General features: G+C 58.9%; 20 protein-coding genes and 3 tRNA genes. 7 read left to right on the forward strand and 16 right to left on the reverse strand.

Features of this window, described 5'->3' with window-relative positions; all coding sequences use genetic code 11:
* Positions 1–8 precede the first annotated feature (8 nt).
* The 8 genes from ACODTO_RS22940 to ACODTO_RS22975 form a co-directional block, all read right to left on the reverse strand.
* Complete coding sequence (locus ACODTO_RS22940) at positions 9–281, reverse strand: HU family DNA-binding protein (protein ID WP_047703756.1); 273 nt, start codon at positions 279–281, stop codon at positions 9–11.
* A 148-nt stretch (positions 282–429) separates the two neighbouring features.
* Entirely contained in the window at positions 430–2,826 is a 2,397-nt protein-coding gene (lon, locus tag ACODTO_RS22945) for an endopeptidase La (protein ID WP_139641705.1), read from the reverse strand.
* Positions 2,827–3,046: 220 nt separating this feature from the next.
* Positions 3,047–4,330 (reverse strand): ATP-dependent Clp protease ATP-binding subunit ClpX, encoded by a 1,284-nt coding sequence (gene clpX, locus ACODTO_RS22950; protein ID WP_024778305.1) that lies wholly within the window; start codon positions 4,328–4,330, stop codon positions 3,047–3,049.
* Positions 4,331–4,437: 107 nt separating this feature from the next.
* The gene (gene clpP, locus ACODTO_RS22955; RefSeq protein WP_003183177.1) at positions 4,438–5,079 is read right to left on the reverse strand and encodes an ATP-dependent Clp endopeptidase proteolytic subunit ClpP; all 642 of its coding nucleotides are present in this window, start codon (positions 5,077–5,079) and stop codon (positions 4,438–4,440) included.
* 92 nt (positions 5,080–5,171) lie between these two features.
* The gene (gene tig / locus ACODTO_RS22960; protein WP_175361248.1) at positions 5,172–6,482 is read right to left on the reverse strand and encodes a trigger factor; all 1,311 of its coding nucleotides are present in this window, start codon (positions 6,480–6,482) and stop codon (positions 5,172–5,174) included.
* 423 nt (positions 6,483–6,905) lie between these two features.
* A tRNA-Leu gene (locus tag ACODTO_RS22965) sits at positions 6,906–6,990 on the reverse strand.
* Between the two features lie 58 nt (positions 6,991–7,048).
* A tRNA-His gene (locus ACODTO_RS22970) sits at positions 7,049–7,124 on the reverse strand.
* Positions 7,125–7,164: 40 nt separating this feature from the next.
* A tRNA-Arg gene (locus ACODTO_RS22975) sits at positions 7,165–7,241 on the reverse strand.
* 281 nt (positions 7,242–7,522) lie between these two features.
* Between ACODTO_RS22975 and folD the strand changes: the two genes are divergently transcribed.
* Complete coding sequence (gene folD / locus ACODTO_RS22980; RefSeq protein ID WP_139641702.1) at positions 7,523–8,377, forward strand: bifunctional methylenetetrahydrofolate dehydrogenase/methenyltetrahydrofolate cyclohydrolase FolD; 855 nt, start codon at positions 7,523–7,525, stop codon at positions 8,375–8,377.
* Positions 8,378–8,640: 263 nt separating this feature from the next.
* A complete protein-coding gene (gene pbpG / locus ACODTO_RS22985) occupies positions 8,641–9,579 on the forward strand; it encodes a D-alanyl-D-alanine endopeptidase (RefSeq protein WP_139641700.1) in 939 nt (312 codons plus the stop codon).
* A 103-nt stretch (positions 9,580–9,682) separates the two neighbouring features.
* On the opposite strand, the gene ACODTO_RS22990 is transcribed toward pbpG, so the two are convergent.
* Positions 9,683–9,889 (reverse strand): DUF6021 family protein, encoded by a 207-nt coding sequence (locus ACODTO_RS22990; protein ID WP_139641699.1) that lies wholly within the window; start codon positions 9,887–9,889, stop codon positions 9,683–9,685.
* A gap of 100 nt (positions 9,890–9,989) precedes the next feature.
* Complete coding sequence (locus ACODTO_RS22995; RefSeq protein ID WP_489107095.1) at positions 9,990–10,667, reverse strand: peptidase C39 family protein; 678 nt, start codon at positions 10,665–10,667, stop codon at positions 9,990–9,992.
* Between the two features lie 222 nt (positions 10,668–10,889).
* On the opposite strand from ACODTO_RS22995, the gene ACODTO_RS23000 reads away from it, so the two are divergent.
* Entirely contained in the window at positions 10,890–11,051 is a 162-nt protein-coding gene (locus tag ACODTO_RS23000) for a hypothetical protein (RefSeq protein ID WP_175361247.1), read from the forward strand.
* Positions 11,052–11,119: 68 nt separating this feature from the next.
* Here the strand turns inward: ACODTO_RS23000 and ACODTO_RS23005 are convergent, their stop codons facing one another.
* On the reverse strand, positions 11,120–11,869 hold the full coding sequence (locus ACODTO_RS23005) for a TerC family protein (RefSeq protein ID WP_175385293.1): 750 nt from the start codon (positions 11,867–11,869) through the stop codon (positions 11,120–11,122).
* A gap of 28 nt (positions 11,870–11,897) precedes the next feature.
* Entirely contained in the window at positions 11,898–12,161 is a 264-nt protein-coding gene (locus ACODTO_RS23010; protein WP_139641694.1) for a hypothetical protein, read from the reverse strand.
* A 135-nt stretch (positions 12,162–12,296) separates the two neighbouring features.
* Here ACODTO_RS23010 and nhaR point away from each other — a divergent pair, with 135 nt between their 5' ends.
* Positions 12,297–13,190 (forward strand): transcriptional activator NhaR, encoded by an 894-nt coding sequence (nhaR, locus tag ACODTO_RS23015; protein WP_041021197.1) that lies wholly within the window; start codon positions 12,297–12,299, stop codon positions 13,188–13,190.
* On the opposite strand, the gene ACODTO_RS23020 is transcribed toward nhaR, so the two are convergent.
* The gene (locus tag ACODTO_RS23020; protein WP_175361245.1) at positions 13,187–14,341 is read right to left on the reverse strand and encodes an MFS transporter; all 1,155 of its coding nucleotides are present in this window, start codon (positions 14,339–14,341) and stop codon (positions 13,187–13,189) included. The two genes, nhaR and ACODTO_RS23020, sit on opposite strands and share 4 nt — an antisense overlap.
* A gap of 283 nt (positions 14,342–14,624) precedes the next feature.
* On the opposite strand from ACODTO_RS23020, the gene sstT reads away from it, so the two are divergent.
* A complete protein-coding gene (sstT, locus tag ACODTO_RS23025; protein ID WP_139641692.1) occupies positions 14,625–15,857 on the forward strand; it encodes a serine/threonine transporter SstT in 1,233 nt (410 codons plus the stop codon).
* Between the two features lie 184 nt (positions 15,858–16,041).
* Here sstT and ACODTO_RS23030 read toward each other — a convergent pair whose 3' ends face one another.
* Positions 16,042–16,551 carry a DUF1993 domain-containing protein gene (locus tag ACODTO_RS23030; protein WP_139641690.1) on the reverse strand — a complete coding sequence of 170 codons (510 nt, stop codon included), beginning with the start codon at positions 16,549–16,551 and terminating at the stop codon, positions 16,042–16,044.
* A gap of 129 nt (positions 16,552–16,680) precedes the next feature.
* Here ACODTO_RS23030 and ACODTO_RS23035 point away from each other — a divergent pair, with 129 nt between their 5' ends.
* A complete protein-coding gene (locus ACODTO_RS23035) occupies positions 16,681–17,328 on the forward strand; it encodes a YceH family protein (RefSeq protein ID WP_489107096.1) in 648 nt (215 codons plus the stop codon).
* Positions 17,329–17,331: 3 nt separating this feature from the next.
* Here the strand turns inward: ACODTO_RS23035 and ACODTO_RS23040 are convergent, their stop codons facing one another.
* Positions 17,332–18,153, reverse strand: coding sequence for a shikimate 5-dehydrogenase (locus tag ACODTO_RS23040; protein WP_175361243.1), 822 nt, complete (start codon positions 18,151–18,153; stop codon positions 17,332–17,334).
* Between the two features lie 166 nt (positions 18,154–18,319).
* Between ACODTO_RS23040 and ACODTO_RS23045 the strand changes: the two genes are divergently transcribed.
* The gene (locus tag ACODTO_RS23045; RefSeq protein ID WP_041021191.1) at positions 18,320–18,670 is read left to right on the forward strand and encodes a hypothetical protein; all 351 of its coding nucleotides are present in this window, start codon (positions 18,320–18,322) and stop codon (positions 18,668–18,670) included.
* 408 nt (positions 18,671–19,078) lie between these two features.
* On the opposite strand, the gene ACODTO_RS23050 is transcribed toward ACODTO_RS23045, so the two are convergent.
* Complete coding sequence (locus tag ACODTO_RS23050) at positions 19,079–20,599, reverse strand: nucleobase:cation symporter-2 family protein (RefSeq protein WP_139641684.1); 1,521 nt, start codon at positions 20,597–20,599, stop codon at positions 19,079–19,081.
* Positions 20,600–20,694: the final 95 nt, after the last annotated feature.

Raw genomic sequence — 20,694 nt, forward strand, 5'->3', positions numbered from 1 at the left:
AATGAAACTTAGTTAACGGCGTCTTTCAGTGCTTTACCGGCCTTGAAGCCAGGCTTCTTGGCAGCAGCGATCTGCAGTGCTTGACCGGTCTGTGGGTTGCGACCGGTACGAGCTGGACGATCGGTAACGGCGAAGGTACCGAAACCAACCAGAACAACGGAGTCGCCAGCCTTGAGAGCACCAGTGATGGATTCGATTACAGCGTCCAGCGCGCGGCCAGCAGCAGCTTTCGGGATATCAGCGGATGCAGCGACAGCATCAATCAGTTCCGACTTGTTCACTCTAAGTCCCCTTATATCTATTTGAGATGATTCTAAGTTTTTTTGGTGAAAGCAAAAACGAGTGCTGAATGGCCTACAGACACTTAAGAGCCGCTTTATAACAAGGGCTCTAAAAAACTGTCAAGGAAGCCCCCCAGGCAAATGCGTATTAATGCGTGCTAATTCTTTCCTTAGAGTCAGACTCTCGCTTCTCATCTTTCGCGACAATCTCCGGAGCCACATCCGGCAAGGGCTCCGGCGCGTATTGCAGCGCAATTTGCAGGACTTCGTCAATCCATTTAACCGGTTTGATCTGAAGATCCTGCTTGATATTGTCAGGAATTTCTTTCAGATCGCGCACATTCTCCTCTGGAATGATCACGATCTTGATTCCGCCACGGTGTGCCGCCAGCAGTTTTTCCTTCAACCCGCCAATCGCCAGTACCTGCCCACGCAGGGTGATTTCACCGGTCATGGCAACGTCGGCGCGGACCGGAATGCCGGTCAATGCCGACACCAGGGCCGTGCACATGCCTACGCCGGCGCTAGGACCGTCTTTAGGCGTCGCCCCCTCAGGCATGTGGATATGCGTGTCGCGCTTCTCATGGAAGTCCAGGGGAATGCCCAGGCTCCGGGCACGGCTGCGAACGACCGTCTGCGCCGCAGTGATCGACTCGACCATCACATCGCCCAGGGAACCGGTCTTGATCAGTTGCCCTTTGCCCGGTACCACGGCGGCTTCGATGGTCAACAACTCGCCACCCACCTGAGTCCACGCCAGGCCGGTCACCTGACCGATCTGATCCTGCTGCTCGGCCAGGCCGTAGCGGAATTTGCGTACGCCCAGGAAGTGCTCCAGCAGGTCGGAAGTGACCTTGACCGCAAAGCGTTTTTCCAGCGCATGTTCCTTGACCGCCTTGCGGCAGACCTTGGCAATCTGACGCTCCAGGCCCCGCACACCAGCTTCGCGGGTGTAGTAACGGATGATGTCGCGAATCGCTTCCTCATCGAATTCCAGTTCGCCTTTTTTCAGACCATTGGCCTGGATCTGCTTCGGCGAAAGGTATTTGACGGCGATGTTGATCTTCTCGTCCTCGGTGTAGCCCGGCAGACGAATCACCTCCATACGGTCCAGCAACGCTGGCGGGATGTTCATGGAGTTGGAGGTACACAGGAACATCACATCCGACAAGTCGTAGTCGACTTCCAGATAATGGTCGTTGAAGTTGTGGTTCTGCTCCGGATCGAGCACTTCGAGCAATGCGGAAGCAGGATCGCCACGCATATCGCTGCCCATCTTGTCGATTTCGTCCAGAAGGAACAGCGGATTGCGCACGCCGACCTTTGTCATCTTTTGAATCAATCTTCCTGGCATCGAACCGATGTAGGTACGGCGATGACCACGGATTTCCGCTTCGTCACGCACGCCGCCAAGGGCCATTCGCACGAACTTGCGATTGGTCGCATGGGCAATCGACTCCGCCAGGGAGGTTTTACCGACCCCGGGAGGACCAACCAGGCACAGCACAGGACCACGAATTTTCTTCACGCGCTTTTGTACGGCGAGGTATTCGAGGATGCGTTCCTTGACCTCCTCCAGGCCGTAATGGTCGGCGTCGAGGATGTCTTCGGCACGGGCCAGGTCCAGACGCACCTTGCTCTGGGCTTTCCACGGCACCTGTACCAGCCAGTCGATGTAGGAGCGCACCACGGTGGCTTCCGCGGACATCGGCGACATCTGCTTGAGCTTGTTCAGCTCGGCCTGGGCCTTGGCGAGAGCATCCTTGGGCAAACCAGCGGCATCGATGCGTTTTTTAAGCTCTTCGATTTCATTATGGCCTTCGTCGCCATCGCCCAGCTCTTTCTGAATGGCCTTCATCTGCTCATTCAGGTAGTACTCGCGCTGGCTACGCTCCATTTGTTTCTTGACGCGACCACGAATGCGCTTTTCAACCTGCAGCAGATCGATCTCGCCATCGAGCAATGCCAGCACGTGTTCGACGCGGGCGGACAGATCGATGATCTCGAGGATTTCCTGTTTCTGCTCGATCTTGAGCGCCATGTGAGCAGCCATCGTATCGACCAGCCGGCCGGGCTCATCGATGCTGTTCAGCGACGACAGCACCTCAGCGGGCACTTTCTTGCCCAACTGCACATATTGTTCGAACTGGGACAACAGGCTGCGGACGAACACCTCCGACTCACGCTCGGGTACGTCGGCTTCGTCGATCAGTGACACTTCGGCGCGGCAATGGCCGTTCACTTCGCTGAAACGCTCGACCGCCCCGCGCTGCTCGCCTTCGACCAGGACCTTGACGGTGCCGTCGGGCAGCTTGAGCAATTGCAGAACCGTTGCAATGGTACCTACGCGATAAAGCGCGTCTTCACCGGGGTCATCGTCAGCAGGATTTCTCTGAGCCACCAGCAGAATCTGCTTGTCACCCGTCATCGCGGCCTCGAGGGCTTCGATGGACTTCTCGCGCCCCACGAACAGCGGGATAACCATGTGCGGATATACCACGACATCGCGCAATGGCAAGAGAGGCAATTCGATGGTTGTCTTCATGATTTCGCCTCAACGGCGGCCACAAGGCCGGAAACAGATGGAAGTAAGCTTGAAACCAAGATGGGGGCAGCCTTGAAAAAAAACAAGCGCTAAGGCAAATGCCAGACGGTTAAAAGAAATAAAAGTTATACACAACGCTATGTGGCGAGGGGATAAATCCCCTCGCCACATAAAAGCAAAGGGGCCCGAAGGCCCCTCCTTTGTTCCAGCAGCAGGACGCTTAAGCGTCCGGTGCGGCCTTGGCAGCCGGCTCACTGTTTTCGTAGATATACAGTGGCTTGGACTTGCCTTCTATGACACTTTCGTCGATCACGACTTTACTCACCTCGGACTGCGAGGGGATTTCGTACATCGTGTCGAGCAATACGCCTTCGAGAATCGAGCGCAACCCACGGGCACCGGTCTTACGCTCCAGGGCACGCTTGGCCACCGACTTCAGCGCGTCGGAACGGAACTCCAGGTCTACACCTTCCATTTCGAACAGCTTGGCATACTGCTTGGTCAGAGCATTCTTCGGCTCGGTCAGGATCTGCATCAACGCAGCCTCATCCAGCTCGTCAAGCGTCGCCAGAACCGGCAGACGACCGACGAATTCCGGGATCAGACCAAACTTGACCAGATCGTCAGGCTCGACTTCACGCAGGGATTCACCGACCTTCTTACCTTCCTCCTTGCTGCGCACTTCGGCATTGAAACCGATGCCGCCACGAGTGGAACGGTTCTGAATGACCTTTTCCAGGCCGGAGAACGCACCACCGCAGATGAACAGGATGTTACGGGTGTCGACCTGCAGGAACTCCTGCTGCGGATGCTTGCGACCACCCTGGGGCGGAACGGAAGCGACCGTACCTTCGATCAACTTGAGCAAGGCCTGCTGCACGCCCTCACCGGATACGTCCCGGGTGATGGACGGGTTGTCGGACTTGCGGGAAATCTTGTCGATTTCATCGATGTAGACAATGCCCATCTGGGCCTTTTCGACATCGTAGTCGCACTTCTGCAACAACTTCTGAATAATGTTCTCGACATCCTCCCCCACGTAACCCGCCTCGGTAAGGGTGGTTGCGTCGGCGATGGTGAACGGAACGTTCAGCAAACGGGCCAGGGTTTCGGCAAGCAGGGTCTTACCCGAGCCTGTCGGGCCGATCAGCAGGATGTTGCTCTTGCCGAGTTCGACCTCGTCATTCTTTTTGTCACGCTGGTTGAGGCGCTTGTAGTGGTTGTAAACCGCTACGGCCAATACCTTTTTCGCACGCTCCTGACCAATTACATATTGGTCAAGGATGCCGCTGATTTCTTTAGGCGAAGGCAACTTATGCGCGCTGCTTTCGGCCTGGGCTTCCTGCACCTCCTCGCGGATGATGTCATTGCACAGGTCGACGCACTCGTCGCAAATGAAGACCGAGGGGCCGGCAATCAATTTGCGTACTTCATGTTGGCTTTTGCCACAGAAAGAGCAATAAAGCAGTTTGCCGTTGTCCTCGCCGTTGCGGGTGTCAGTCATTCGATCGATCCAAATCCGATAGGCTTGCAACACAAGATGAAGGCAATTGCGGGCTTTTTCAAGCCCGCAGGCGGCCGGTCATCCCAACCACCTGCATTTTGAGTGGCTCAGGCAGGCATTTGACGCTTGTTGATCACGGAGTCGATCAGGCCATATTCGGCTGCACGCTCGGCGCTCATGAAGTTGTCACGCTCGGTGTCTCGCTCAATGGTTTCGAGGCTTTGACCGGTGTGATGAGCCAACAGCGAGTTCAAACGCGAACGAATGTGGAGGATTTCCTTGGCATGGATGTCGATGTCCGACGCCTGGCCCTGGAAACCGCCCAATGGCTGGTGAATCATCATGCGCGAGTTAGGCAGGCAATGACGCTTGCCCGCAGCGCCGCCGGCGAGCAGGAAAGCGCCCATGCTGCAGGCCTGGCCGATGCAGATGGTGGAAACGTCTGGTTTGATGAATTGCATGGTGTCGTAGATCGACATGCCTGCAGTCACCGAACCGCCGGGTGAGTTGATATAAAGATGGATATCCTTGTCCGGGTTTTCCGCTTCAAGGAACAGCAGTTGCGCCGCAACCAGGTTGGCCATGTAGTCTTCAACGGGCCCGATCAGGAAGATGACGCGTTCCTTGAGCAAGCGCGAGTAGATGTCATAGGCACGTTCGCCGCGGGCGGACTGCTCGATAACCATCGGGACCAGGCCGCCTGCGGCCTGGATGTCAGAGCTCTGCTGATAAAAAGAATTGCGGGACATGTCTCGCAGTCACTCCCAAATAGTTATGTCTTGAATACGCATAAGCCAGCGCGAAGGCTGGCTTATGGTGTGTATTTCTTACCGCAGAACAATCAATCGGCTTGTGGAGCTTCCACCGGCTTGACCGCTTCTTCGTAAGAGACCGCTTTATCGGTCACGCTAGCTTTCTGCAGAACAGTATCCACAACTTGTTCTTCGAGCACAACCGAACGGACTTCGTTCAGTTGCTGGTCATTCTTGTAGTACCAGGACACGACTTGCTCAGGCTCCTGATAAGCCGAAGCCATTTCCTGGATCAGCTCGCGAACGCGGGCTTCGTCAGGCTTGAGTTCGTATTGCTTGACCACTTCAGCAACGATCAGGCCCAGCACGACACGACGCTTGGCTTGCTCTTCGAACAGCTCGGCCGGCAGTTGATCAGGCTTGATGTTGCCGCCGAACTGCTGAACAGCCTGCACGCGCAGACGGTTCACTTCGTTGTCCAGCAGCGCCTTCGGCACTTCGATCGGGTTGGAAGCCAGCAGACCGTCCATGACCTGGTTCTTGACCTTGGACTTGATGGCCTGACGCAGCTCACGCTCCATGTTCTTGCGAACTTCGGCGCGAAAACCTTCCAGACCGGTTTCCTTGATACCGAACTGGGCGAAGAACTCTTCGTTCAGCTCAGGCAGCTTCGGCTCGGAAACACTGTTTACGGTCACGGTGAACTCGGCGGCTTTGCCAGCCAGGTCCAGGTTCTGGTAGTCCTCTGGGAAGGTCACGTTCAGAACGCGCTCTTCACCGGCTTTCGCGCCGACCAGGCCATCTTCGAAGCCTGGGATCATGCGGCCGGAGCCCAGCACCAGCTGGGTGGCCTTGGCGGAACCGCCAGCGAACACTTCACCGTCAACCTTGCCGACGAAGTCGATGTTCAGTTGATCTTCGTTCTGGGCAGCGCGATCGGCCACTTCGAAACGGGTGTTCTGCTTGCGCAGGATGTCCAGCATCTTGTCCAGGTCTGCATCCGACACGTCAGCGCTCAGGCGCTCGACGGCAATGGACTCGAAACCGGCAACGGTGAACTCGGGGAACACTTCGAAAGTGGCGACGAATTCCAGGTCCTTGCCTTTTTCCAGCACTTTAGGCTCGACGGATGGCGCGCCGGCCGGGTTCAGCTTCTGCTCGACCACGGCTTCGTAGAACGAAGACTGGATCACGTCGCCCACGGCTTCCTGGCGCGCATCAGCTTCGTAACGCTGACGGATCACGCTCATTGGCACCTTGCCTGGACGGAAACCTGGGATTTTGGCCTTTTGGGCAGTCTGCTGCAGACGCTTGTTGACCTGAGTCTCGATGCGCTCAGCCGGCACGGTGATGCTCATGCGGCGCTCAAGAGCAGTAGTATTTTCAACAGAAACTTGCATGGATATTCCTCGTTGCACAGACGTTGGCCGGGCGTTTTCCGACCCCAGAATCAAGGGCATGCATTCTAGTAGGTCAAACTCAAGAAGTCACCCTACTGAAAACGGCGGAAAAACAGGCGCCGGCATTAGGAGCGAGGCAAACGGTCATGCCTCGCCCGGATTGCAAATACAACCGACCATTGCGGGGGCTCTGCGCCGACGCTTCTATATATAGAGGCGTGACCTGCACCTCCCCGGCACTCGATCTTCACCAGGAGACCGACGGGCATACCGCGCATCATCGCGAAACACAATCGCAACAACCCATCGCCAAACCTGCCCCAAAACAAGACAGGCAACAAATCATCTGAATGCCGAAAACAAAAACGGCGCAGCCCTCTTCAGGTACTGCGCCGTTCTCTGCTATTCAAATAGCGACTTGTATGGTGCGGACGGAGAGACTCGAACTCTCACACCTTGCGGCGCTGGAACCTAAATCCAGTGTGTCTACCAATTCCACCACATCCGCGTATCAAGCTTTTAAAGCAAAGGCGCCAGATTGTTAGATCTGGCGCCTTTCTAGAATATGGGGTGGACGATGGGGATCGAACCCACGACAACGGGAGTCACAATCCCGTGCTCTACCAACTGAGCTACGCCCACCATATTGCCTTGTTGCGTTACTTGTGCCAAAGCTGCCTAATGGCGCACCCGGCAGGACTCGAACCTGCGACCATCCGCTTAGAAGGCGGATGCTCTATCCAGCTGAGCTACGGGCGCCTTTTTAATCTGTATTCTTTGACGATTACAAACTAAGTGCTTTCAGTTTTGCCGAGTTGAAACATCCAACTCTGCTCCACCTTCTTAACCAGTGCTAGGCTGTGCCCGACAAGTGCGACGAATGTTATAGACGGCCTGATAGGTCGTCAACTCTTTTTTAAAAAAAATTCATTTAATTAAAGGGGTTAGGGGAATTTGCAGACCAAGCGCCTTTGCCCTCACGCCTCGGCATGCGAGAATGCGCTCTCTTTTTTTCCCCTCTCGATGGTTAACCACGCGCAATGACTGCACAACTTATCGACGGCAAATCGATCGCCGCCAGCCTGCGCCAGCAGATCGCCCAACGCGTCACCGAGCGTCGCCAGCAAGGCCTGCGCACGCCCGGTCTTGCGGTGATCCTGGTCGGCAGCGATCCCGCCTCTCAGGTTTATGTCTCGCACAAGCGTAAAGACTGTGAAGAGGTCGGCTTCCTTTCCCAGGCCTACGACCTGCCTTCCGAAACCACCCAGCAAGCGCTGGCCGATCTGATCGATCGCCTGAACGATGACCCTAACATTGACGGCGTTCTGCTCCAGCTGCCCCTGCCTGAACACCTGGACGCCTCCAGATTGTTGGAGCGCATCCGTCCGGACAAAGACGTCGACGGCTTCCACCCTTATAACGTCGGTCGCCTGGCACAGCGCATCCCGTTGCTGCGCCCCTGCACCCCCAAAGGCATCATGACGCTGCTGGAAAGCACTGGCGTGGACCTTTATGGCCTCGATGCCGTCGTCGTGGGTGCATCCAACATCGTTGGCCGGCCGATGGCCATGGAACTGCTGCTGGCCGGCTGCACCGTGACCGTGACCCACCGCTTCACCAAGGACCTGGCCGGCCATGTCGGACGCGCCGACCTGGTGGTCGTGGCCGCCGGCAAACCGGGCCTGGTCAAGGGCGAGTGGATCAAGGAAGGCGCCATCGTCATCGACGTCGGCATCAATCGCCAGGAAGACGGCAAGCTGGTGGGTGACGTGGTCTACGAGACCGCCCTGCCCCGCGCCAGCTGGATCACACCGGTACCTGGCGGCGTGGGCCCGATGACCCGAGCCTGCCTGCTGGAAAACACGCTGTACGCGGCCGAGACGCTGCATAGCTGAGTTTCCCCGGCCAAAGCAAAACCCTGTGGGAGCGAGCCTGCTCGCGAAAGCGGTGTGTCAGTCAGCCATGAAATCGCTGATACGCCGCCTTCGCGAGCAGGCTCGCTCCCACATTGGTTTGCCCCCCTTCATTAAACTTTATTTATTCTCGAGGCCCAGCGGTACAGGCATGTAGCGCCGTTGTCGCCCATACTCATAAAATGCAGCGCTTTTTTCAAAAGCCGTTGCTGAACGGCCTCTTCAACTCTATCGAGTCTATTCGCGTGAAAATCCGTCTTTCGATCCTCAGCCTGTTCATCGCTTTCTCAGGCGCGCTTATCACGCAGAACATCAACGCGCAGGAAACCATCGCAGCCCCTCGAGACACGTCAAAACTGCAAGTCGCTTCGGGCAGCGCGATGTTGCTGGATCTGCAGTCGGATAAAGTCGTGTACTCCAGCAATCCGGATGTGGTGGTCCCCATCGCGTCGGTGACCAAATTGATGACCGGGCTGATCGTGCTGGATGCCAAGCAGGACCTGAACGAATACATCTCCATCACCATTACCAACACCCCGGAAATGAAAGGGGTGTTTTCCCGGGTCAAGCTCAACAGCGAACTGTCGCGCCGCGATGTATTGCTGATTGCCCTGATGTCCTCGGAAAACCGCGCCGCCGCCAGTCTCGCGCATCATTACCCAGGCGGTTACGCAGCGTTCATCGCCGCCATGAACGCCAAGGCGAAGGCACTGGGTATGACCAGCACCCATTATGTCGAGCCGACAGGCCTGTCGATCCATAACGTATCCACCGCCAGGGACCTGACCAAGCTGCTGATCGCTGCTCGCAAATACCCCCTGCTGAGCGAATTGAGCACTACCAAGGAAAAGACCGTCACTTTCCGCAAGCCGGTCTACAGCCTGGGCTTCCGCAACACCGATCACCTGATCCACAAGGACAACTGGGATATCCAATTGACCAAGACCGGCTTCACCAACCAGGCCGGTCACTGCCTGGTACTGGTGACGAAAATGGGCAATCGCCCGATGGCGCTGGTTATCCTCGATGCCTTTGGCAAATACACCCATTTCGCCGACGCCAGCCGGATACGCAGCTGGGTGGAAACGGGCAAGAGCACCAACGTTCCGGCGGTGGCCATGCAGTACAAGGCGGCGAAGAACCTCAAGAGTCGCCAGAGCGGAGTGGTGGAAGCCTCCAAGTAATGACGAACGCGGCGTCATCTGTGGCGAGGGGATTTATCCCCCTCGCCACAGGCTCATAAACCCTGGAGAGCAACACTGCCCGACTCGTCGGGCTTTTTTTCGCTCAATGCTTCAGATCACCAAGCGGATCATAGGTCTTGTCCCGAGGTTCGCCGTGCTTGTCTTGCTCATCACGAGGGGCCTTGGCCGGCCCGATGGGATCGACTTGCGGATCATCGAGATCCGGAGAATCCGGATCGAATCCCAGCTCATCATCCGCGGATGAATGCTCGGAAGAATGGGGCCCCGTGGGCGTTTTCGACTGTGCCATACCTGCCTCCTTGAATCATGGCCCGGACAGTCCGGACCCTGACGATAAGAGTTTCAGGCGTGCCGGGTCGTGCCCGGCAGGTGACGAACGGGGCAAGCCATCAATGCGCTGTACCCAGGGCCCTGGTGGCGCGCGCCGCGGCCTGCTCCTGCCCTGCTCCGGCCAGCTCGTCCGCCGCTCTCAACCAGCGCTGCGGGTTGACGTTGGCCGGAAGCTGCGTGGGTCGCTGGAGCAGTACTGCCCAGCCGCCGGCGTCCTTGAAGGCCGATTCGAACCCACTGAAGCTCATCAACAGCCTCCGGTTCATGCCCGAACGCAGCAAGACCGTGCGCTTCTGCCGGTTATAGCCGGCGAGAATCCCGTATCGAGGCCCGGACCAGAATGCCGTGCCCTCGGTGTAGCGCAGCAACACCGGGTTGCCTGCTGCGACCTGCTCCAACAATGCGGACAATTCATTGTCGAGGGGATACACCACCAACCCATACTCGCGCGCCAGGGTTTGCATATTCTGCTGCAAGCCCGCTTCGCCACCTGGCAGGTGCAATGGCTTCTCCAGCAACCCCGGGGTAATCACCGTACCCTGCGAGGTCAACACGGCGGCCAGGGATTGTGGCGCCCCCTGGTACATATCGCCGCGATAGAACGGCACGCTGTTGAGCTCCACCCGTTCGGGCAGGCGCTGGATTTGAGGCGACACGCTGCCCGCGCAACCCGCCAGGGCCGCAAGGCAGGCCGTCGCGAATACCAGTGATCGAAAAGAGGGAATGACCGGCAACATGATGAGTCTCTAGTTCAGGTACCCGATGAACGGGTCAGGCTTGGGCCGTCGATCATAAAGCGCCCACTGGCTCGGGTATAGCCTTAAACAGCAGTCTCGCCGCCGCGATAGAACGAACCTGTCCGTCGCCTACGACTGCGAACGACTGCCTGCAACACTTGAACGACTAGACTGTCCATTGAACCAAGTGCGTTGCCCTGGACCGGGGCTGAGGGAGGCCGCATGAGCCTGACAACGATAATTCTGATGCTGGTATTCGGCTGGTTGAGCGTAGCGGCGGCCATGCTGTGGGGCGTGCTGCGGATCACCCGTCGCCATCATCCGTCTTCATCGAAAACGGAAAAACCCACGGAACCCACTCGACGCCACGCCGCCGCGCACTGAACGCCTACTTTCATAAAGCAAAAAAAAACCGCCCGGGTCGGACCCGGGCGGCTTCTGCATGCCTGCAATCAGGCTTCGTTGCCCAATGCCTTTTGCCGGGCGCGACGGGCCATCATGTTCAACACCTCAATCGCAGCCGAGAACGCCATGGCAGCGTAGATGTAGCCCTTGGGCACATGGGCGCCGAAGCCTTCGGCGATCAGCGTCATGCCGATCATGATCAGGAAGCCCAGCGCCAGCATGACCACCGTCGGGTTGTTATTGATGAATCGGGCCAGGGGCTCGGCCGCCAGCAACATCACCAGTACCGACACCACCACCGCGATGATCATGATCGGCAAGTGTTCGGTCATGCCCACGGCCGTGATGATGCTGTCGATGGAAAACACCAGGTCTAGCATCAGGATCTGACCGATTGCGGCGGCAAACCCGAGGGTCACGCCAGACGTGGCCGACTTCGGATCGTTTGGCGCGGGGTCCATGCTGTGGTGGATCTCGGTCGTGGCCTTCCACAGCAGGAACAGACCGCCGGCGATCAGGATCATGTCCTTCCAGGAGAACGCCTGGCCGAGGATTTCGATGACCGGCTCCGTCAACTGCACAATGAACGCGATGGTGCTCAACAAGCCCAGGCGCAGGATCAGCGCCATGCCGATACCAATTCGCCGCGCCTTGACGCGATGCTGTTCGGGCAGCTTGTTGGTCAGGATCGAAATGAAGATCAGGTTATCGATGCCCAGCACGATTTCCATGACGACCAGGGTCGCCAGGGCGATCCAGGCAGTGGGGCTGGCAGCGAGTTGTAAAAGATAGTCCATGGGTCAGTCCTGGCTCGATGTGACGGGGTTAAATGGCTTGGGTAGAAGATTCGGCTTTGTCAGCGTCCTGCGCCGGTTCCTTCTTGGGGCTGATCAACCCGCCGGTGGCGTCGTTCAGCGCCTGCTCGGCTGCCTTGTGGGTATCGTCGATGGCTTTCTTGGCCGCATCGACCGCTTGTTCCTTCAACTGCTGGGCCAATTGTTCGGCACTTTTTTCAGCCTGTTCGCAGCCCACGAGCGCCATTGAAGACATCGCTAGCATGGCTGCAAGACCCAGGGATTTGTATGTCATGGTTAGAAGCCTCTGAGGAAACATGGAGCCCGAAGATGGCTCACCAATGGCCAGGCATTCTAGAGACGTCGATACTTCAGGAAAATTCGTATTTTCAGCGGTTATACTTCGGTTTTTACGAAACCAAGTGAACCCATGCTCAACTATCGACAACTGCATTACTTCTGGGTGGTGGCCAAGACGGGCAGCATCGTGCGGGCGTGCGAGCAACTGAACCTGACGCCACAAACCATCAGCGGACAGATCTCCCTGTTCGAGCAGACGTATAACATCAAGTTGTTTCGCCGCGTCGGACGGCAGTTGGAATTGACGGAAGCCGGGCGCCAGACGCTGCCCTACGCCGAGCACATGTTCCAATTGGGAGGCGAACTGGAGCTGATGCTCCGGGCCCAGCCCAACGAACAACAGACGCTGTTCCGGGTCGGGGTGGCGGACGTGGTGCCCAAGTCCATCGTCTATCGATTGCTGGCGCCGACCATGGAACTGAGCGAACCGCTGCGCATCACCTGCCGCGAGGACAAACTCGAACGGCTGCTGGCGGACCTGGCGATCCAGCGCCTGGACCTGGTGATTTCCGACAGTCCGATGCCCAGTCACCTGGACATCAAGGGCTACAGCCAGAAACTGGGGGAATGCGGCATCAGCTTCTTCGCCACCGCCGCACTGGCCGAACGCTACGGGCAGGATTTTCCTCGAGGCCTGCAGGACGCCCCCCTGCTGATTCCCGGCCCGGAAACCGTGGTCCGCAGCCGCCTGCAACGCTGGTTCGCCGAGCAGCAGATCCAGCCGCGCATCGTCGGTGAGTTCGACGACAGCGCGTTGATGCAGGCCTTCGGTCAGTCAGGCAGCGGCATTTTCATCGGCCCGAGCGTGATCGCCGAAGAAGTGAAGCGCCAGTACGGCGTGCAGGAGATCGGCCAGACCGACGCGGTGAGCGAGTCGTTCTATGCCATCTCCGTGGAACGCAAGGTCAGCCACCCGGGCATCGTCGCGATTGCCGAAGGCGCACGTCGCGAGTTGTTCCACTAAGCGTGGACGGGTCGGGGCTTGAAAGTCATCAGCAGCAACGCCAGCAGGATCGATACCAGGATGAAACCGGCCGCCGCAAAACCGACGCTGCCCAGGCCCAGCGTATCGATGACACGCCCGCCGACCATCGCCCCCAGACCAATGCCCAGATTGGCGCCAGCGATGTTCAGCGACGCGGCAAAGGCTGGCGCCTCCGGGGCGGCCTTCATCAGTCGCACGTGACTGACGAGGAACAGAGCGGCCTGGGTCACGCCCCAGATCGCCATCGCCGCGGCCAGCCACAGGGTCGAGTGAATGCTCGGCACCAACGCCACCATGCCACCGATCATGAACAGGCAGAACACCATCGACGCAATCAGCGGATGCCGGTCCACCGCTCGACCACCCAGGGAATTGCCCACCAGCCCCACGGCGCCGAACCCCATCAGACACCAGCCTACCAGCGTGCCATCGAACCCGGCGAGACGCTCGAGGATGTCGGCCAGGTAGGTGTAGGCGGTGAACATGCCGCTGAACACCAGGATCGACAACAGCACATGGCCTTGCATCAGCGGGCTGCGCAGGATCTTGAACTGCGAGCGGAAGCTGACCTGATGCAAGTGCAGGTTGGTTTTCGGCAAGTAGATGAACAGCAATAACGCCTTGGCGAAAGCGATGACGGCCAGGATTGCGAACGCACTGCGCCAGCCGAACGCATCGGATATCAGCGTTCCCACCGGGATCCCGAATACCGTGGCGCAGACGATGCCGAAGCCGATCCGGGCAATGGCCCGCCCCGCGTACTGCGGCCCGACGATGTCCACCGCCGTTTCGCTGGCCAGTGCCCAGAACACCGGCAGGCCGAGGGCCGGGATCAACCGGGCAATGGCCATGACCCAGATATCGGGGGCAACGGCCGCCAATGTGTTGGCCAGGCCGAACATCAGCAGTACGCTGATAAACAGCCTGCGCCGCTCGAAACGGGCAAACCAGGCTGTCAGGAATGGACCGAACGCCGCCACCGTAAACGCGAACAGTGTCACCAGCAATCCGGCCTGGGGAATGCTGACGTGCAGATCGCGAGCGATGGATGGCAGCAGGCCGACAATGATGAATTCCGTGGTCAGCACGGTGAAGCCGGCGGCCGACAACAGGAAAATGGGTAACAACATGCAGAACTCCGGCAAAACGACAACATCAGCGTTGGCTTGAGGCCCGCTGGAAGAAGAGAGAGGTGAGAGGACCAAAGCCTAACAGAATGTGGGCGACAGACAAATGTGCTTAAACACCTGAGTGACGGATCGTCACAGGTCCGTCAGATTCTTTACCGGGCTGTGCTAAAGTCCGCGCCCCGCAAACGTTGAACATTTTTTCCGGTCCCGCTCACGTGGTCTGCCCGCTTGTTGCCCTGAACGCCGACCGTCGCCCACAACAAAAAACACATGGATAGCCGTTATGACTGCTTTATCCCCTTCTCTTTTGCAACGCTTCAAACGCACCGGCCTGGTGACGCAAATCGTCATTGGTCTGATCATTGGTATCGCCCTGGCCTGGCTGGCGCCGGACGTGGCGAAATCCACCGCATTCATCGGCAAGGTCTTCGTGTCCGCCCTCAAGGCCGTGGCTCCTATTCTGGTGTTCGTGCTGGTCATGGCTTCGATCGCCAACCATAAGCAGGGCCAGGAAACCCATATCCGGCCAATCCTGTTCCTGTACCTGCTGGGCACCTTCGCTGCGGCGGTGGTTGCGGTCGTTGCCAGTACCCTGTTTCCCTCCAGCCTGGTGCTGTCCGCCCAGGACGTCGCCGTCACCGCTCCCGGTGGCATTGGCGAAGTGCTGCAGAGCCTGCTGCTCAGCGTGGTGGACAACCCGGTCCGCGCACTGACCAGCGGTAATTTCATCGGCATCCTGGCCTGGGCCATCGGCCTGGGTATTGCACTGCGTCATGCTGGCGAAACCACTCGCACCGTGCTCGATGACCTGTCCAACGGCGTGACCGTGATCGTGCGCCTGGTGATCAGCTTCGCCCCGCTGGGGATTTTCGGGCTGGTCGCCTCGACCCTGGCTACCTCCGGTTTCGGCGCCCTGCTCGGTTACCTGCACCTGTTGACCGTGCTGATCGGCTGCATGCTGTTCGTCGCACTGGTGGTCAACCCGCTCATCGTGTTCTGGAAACTGCGGCGCAACCCCTACCCGCTGGTGTTCACCTGCCTGCGCGAAAGCGGCATCACCGCGTTCTTCACCCGCAGCTCGGCGGCCAACATTCCGGTTAACCTGGAGCTGAGCAACCGCCTGGGCCTGCATGAGGACACTTACTCGGTATCGATCCCGCTGGGTGCGACCATCAACATGGCCGGTGCCGCTATCACCATCACCGTACTGACCCTGGCCGCGGTGCATACCCTGGGGATCGCGGTGGACATTCCGACAGCGGTGCTGTTGAGCGTCGTCGCAGCCATTTGCGCCTGCGGCGCGTCCGGCGTGGCTGGCGGCTCGCTGCTGCTGATCCCTCTGGCGTGCAGCCTGTTCGGTATCCCGAGCGAAATCGCCATGCAGGTGGTGGCCGTTGGGTTCATTATCGGCGTCCTGCAGGACTCGGCGGAGACAGCGCTGAACTCTTCCACCGATGTGCTGTTCACTGCGGCGGCATGCCTGGGTGAGGAAGAGAAACTGGCTCGCACGGCATAACCGTTGCGGTGGATGCATCACCGTCATCGCGAGCAGGCTCGCTCCCACAGGGGCCAGCGGCAACCGCAATGTGGGAGCGAGCCTGCTCGCGATAGCGGAAGTATCTACGCCGAGGACATGACAGACAGCCACAAAAAAGCCCGGAACGGCTCACACCGTCCCGGGCTTTTTCATGCCGGCAGGCTTAGAACGCGCCCATGTAGTCGCGCTTGCCCACTTCTACACCGTTGTGACGCAGCAGCGCATAGGTGGTGGTGACGTGGAAGAAGAACTGCGGCAGGCCGTAGGTCAGCAGGTAGTTCTGACCGGTGAAGCGTTTTTCCTTCGGCGTGCCTGGGCGGGTGATGATCTCGATGCTTTCCTTGCCATCGATCTGCGCGGGGCTGATGCCGTCGATGAAGGCCAATACCTTGGCGATCAGGGCTTGCAGCTCGGCGAAGGTGGTTTCGCTGTCGTCATACTTTGGCACTTCAATCTCGGCCAGGCGAGCGGACACACCCTTGGCGAAATCCACGGCAATCTGCACCTGACGTACCAGCGGGAACATGTCCGGGTACAGGCGGGCTTGCAGGAAAGCGTTCGGCTCGATGTTTTTTGCAGTCGCGTGGGCTTCGGCCTTGTTCAGGACGTCACTCATGGCGTTGAGCATCTGCTTGAAAACCGGGATGGAAGCGGCGTACAGAGAAATAGTCATGGCGATCTCATGCAGGTGAAAGGAAGGAGCACATCAAACGGATGCGATTATAGCCACGGCTTGTTGCACACCTTGTCTTTTATTGCGCAAGGATTAGGCTAGGCGGCTTCACAGCATAGGGGACGCGCGATGAGCATCGAAGAACAAGGCCAGGCCGAAGAACCACGGCTCAACAGCACGGAAATCCGCATCCTCGGTGCACTGGTCGAAAAACAGGCCACCAACCCGGAAACCTACCCATTGACCCTCAACGCCCTGGTACTGGCCTGCAACCAGAAAACCAGCCGTGAACCGGTGATGAACCTCACCCCGGGCCAGGTCGGCCAGAGCCTGCGGGCGCTGGAGGGCCGCGGCTTTACCAAATTGGTCATGGGCAGCCGCGCCGACCGCTGGGAGCATCGGGTCGACAAGGCCCTGGAGCTGGTACCGGCCCAAGTCATCCTGATGGGCCTGCTGTTCCTGCGCGGCCCACAAACGGTCAACGAACTGTTGACCCGCAGTGGCCGCATGCACGATTTCGAAGACACTGACCAGGTGCTGCATCAACTTGAACGCCTGATTGCCCGTGGGCTGGCGCTGCTGGTGCCACGCCAGGTCGGGCAGCGAGAGGATCGCTACGTCCATGCCATGGGCGACCCGGCGGACATCGAAGCGATCCTTACCGCCCGCCAGCACCCGGTGGAACGCGGCGCCGGCAGCGGTGTGTCGCTGGAGCGCATCGAAGAGCTCGAAGCGCGAATCGCGGCACTGGAAGAACGGCTCGCACGGCTGGAATAGGTCCTATGCGGACCGGGCAAACGCCACGGCTTTCTCGAACTGTTCCAGGCTGGGCCGCACGCCGGTATACAGCACGAACTGCTCCAGGGCCTGGATCGCAACCACCTCCAACCCGGTGATGACCCGCTTGCCCTCGGCCCTGGCGCGCACGATCAGCGGCGTTTCCGATGGAATCGCCACCACGTCGAACACGGTCTCTGCCGCCGCGATGGCGTCGGGCTCGAACGCCAGTTGATCGGCTTCCGGTCCCCCGGTCATGCCGATCGGCGTGACATTGATCAGCATCCGAGGCCGCCGCTCACCCAGTTCGGCTTGCCATTCATACCCCAGGGACTCGGCCAGGGCCCGCCCGGCGGTTTCGTTGCGGGCGACGATCAGCCCTTGCTGGTAGCCGCCATCACGCAGGGCGCTGGCCACGGCCTTGGCCATCCCACCACTGCCGCGCAGGGCAAAGGACGAGTCCTTGGGCACCGCATGGGTTTGCAGCAACTGGGCGACGGCGATGTAGTCGGTGTTGTAAGCCTTCAGATGACCATCGGTGTTGACGATGGTGTTGATGGACTGGATCGCGGCGGCGGAGGCGTCCAGTTCATCGACCAAGGCAATGCAAGCCTCCTTGAACGGCATCGACACGCCGCACCCGCGAATGCCCAAGGCGCGGATACCACCGATCGCACCAGGCAAATCCCGGCTGCTGAAAGCCTTGTAATAGAAGTTCAGGCCCAACTGCTCATACAGGTGATTATGAAACCGCAGGCCGAAATTTCCGGGCCGCCCCGACAGCGACATGCACAATTGGGTGTCTTTGTTGGGATTGATTTGCATGTTTGTTCCTTGCATTCACTTTCTGACAAGCGGGGTCACCGCCGGACCGACCTTACACAATATTTACCCAACGGCGCTGAAAATCCTGAGAAAATTGTTGTCAGAGCAAGTATCCCCGTGACCTTTTTATCGGTCTGTTACAAACGGGGCCAAACGAGGAACCACCATGAATCGTAAACTCCCTGTCATCGCCCTGCTCGTGGGGGCACTCGCGGTCACCGGCCAGGCATCCGCCCATGGTCGCGGTGGTTGGGAGGGCCCCGCAGTGTTTGGTGCAATCGTCGGCTCGGCTATTGTCGGTTCGGCGCTCATCAACCGTGACCGGCCGGTGTACGTGCAACAACCGGTCTACGTCCAGCCGCAACCGGTTTATGTACAACAACCCCCACCGGTCTATTACGAGCCACAGCCGGTATACATCGAGCGGCCTGTCTACTATCGCCCGGCACCGGTGTATTACGGGCCACCACGGGGCTACTACTACGGCCCGCCCCATGGCCATTACGGTCGCTGGTAACCGAACCAAAAACAGCCTGTGATCCTCGATCACAGGCTGTTTTTTATTGGTCGGCAGCACAGCTCAACATTGAGGTGAACTGATCCACGGCTATCGCGAGCAGGCTCGCTCCCACAGGGGTAGCGGTCAGAATCTGGTACTGGATTCACCCGATCAACTGTGGGAGCGAGCCTGCTCGCGATTGGGCATGTCAGTCGACAACGTTGTCGCTGATCCACCGCTATCGCGAGCAAGCCCGCTCCCACAGGGGTAGCGGTCAGAATCTGGTACTGGATTCACCCGATCAACTGTGGGAGCGAGCCTGCTCGCGATTGGGCATGTCAGTCGACAACGTTGTCGCTGATCCACCGCTATCGCGAGCAAGCCCGCTCCCACAGGGGATTTGCCGCTGATGCTCAGTTGGCAAAGTCAGACATGCTCGCCGCTTTTCAGCCGTACCGACACATGCTCCGCCGTGGAGTGGGAAGGCTCTGCCACCACCGGAATCTCGTTGCCATCGCAGTCATGCAGCTTGCCGTCGCTGAAGTAATCGCCTTCACGCAGCGCCGCCAGGTCCTGGTAACGCAACACCCGCTCGGTGCCGGCGGCGAAGACTGACTGCTGGTCGGAGTTGCCTGCAGTGAAGTGGTTGAACGCCAGGTTCAGAACTATCGCCATGATCGCCGACGAACTGATACCCGAATGGAAGATCGTCGCGAACCAGCTCGGGAAATGGTCGTAGAAGTTGGGCGCAGCGATGGGGATCATGCCGAAACCGATGGAGGTGGCGACGATGATCAGGTTGACGTTGTTGCGGTAATCCACTTTCGACAGGGTGCGAATGCCGCTGGCGGCCACGGTACCGAACAGCACGATGCCTGCGCCACCCAGCACCGAGGTAGGCACTGCAGCGATCACCCGGCCCATGAACGGCAACAGCCCGAGCACCACCAGGAACACCCCACCGGTGGCCACCACGAAACGGCTCTTGATCCCGGTCACCGCCACCAGGCCGACGTTCTGGGCAAAGGCACTCTGGGTGAAGGAACCGAAGATCGGCGCGATCATGCTCGACAGCATGTCAGCCCGCAGACCGTTGCCCAGGCGCCTTGAGTCGACCTTGGTGTCGATGATCTCGCCTACTGCCAGGATGTCGGCCGAGGTTTCCACCAGGGTCACCATGATCACGATGCACATCGACAGGATCGCAGCGATGTGGAACGTCGGCATGCCGAAGTGGAACGGCGTAGGAAAGCCGAACATCGGGCCTTCACTGACGGATGAGAAATCCGCCATGCCGAGAAACACGGCGATCACCGTACCAACCACCATCGCCAGCAGAATCGACAACCGGGAAATCGTCGCGCTGCCCATCTTGCTAAGCAGCAGCACCAGCACCAACGTGACGGCGGCCAGGCCGATGTTGGCCATGCTGCCGAAATCAGCGGCGTGACTGTTGCCCCCCATGGCCCAACGCGCCGCCACCGGCATCAAGGTCAGGCCAATAGTCGTGATGACGATGCCGGTGACCAGCGGCGGAAAGAAACGGGTGATTCGCGAAAACACCGGGGTGATCAGCAAACCGATCAGAGACGCGGCGACCACGGCCCCCAGGATGGCCTGGAAGCCGCCCTCCCCGCCGGTCCCGACAATCGCCACCATGGTCGCGACGCCGGAAAACGATACGCCTTGCACCAAGGGCAATTGGCAACCGAAGAACGGCAGGCCGAGGGTTTGCAACAAGGTTGCCAGCCCCCCCGCAAACAATGACGCCGCAATCAACAGGCCGATGTCCGCCGAAGACAGCCCGGCCGCCTGGCCGATGATCAAGGGTACGGCGACGATGCCACCGTACATGGTCAACACATGCTGCAGGCCGTAGGCCATATTCGCGCCGACACCGAGGTTTTCGTCCTCGGGTCGAGGGAGTGAAACATGGGGCGTTTTCATGGTTCGGGGGTTCCCTGGTTTTTGTTATGGGCACACTGTATTCAAAACTCAGGACAAATGTCCATAGAGTTGTATACACTTTTCCCATCAGCTAA

This window comes from Pseudomonas sp. FG13 (assembly GCF_057809755.1).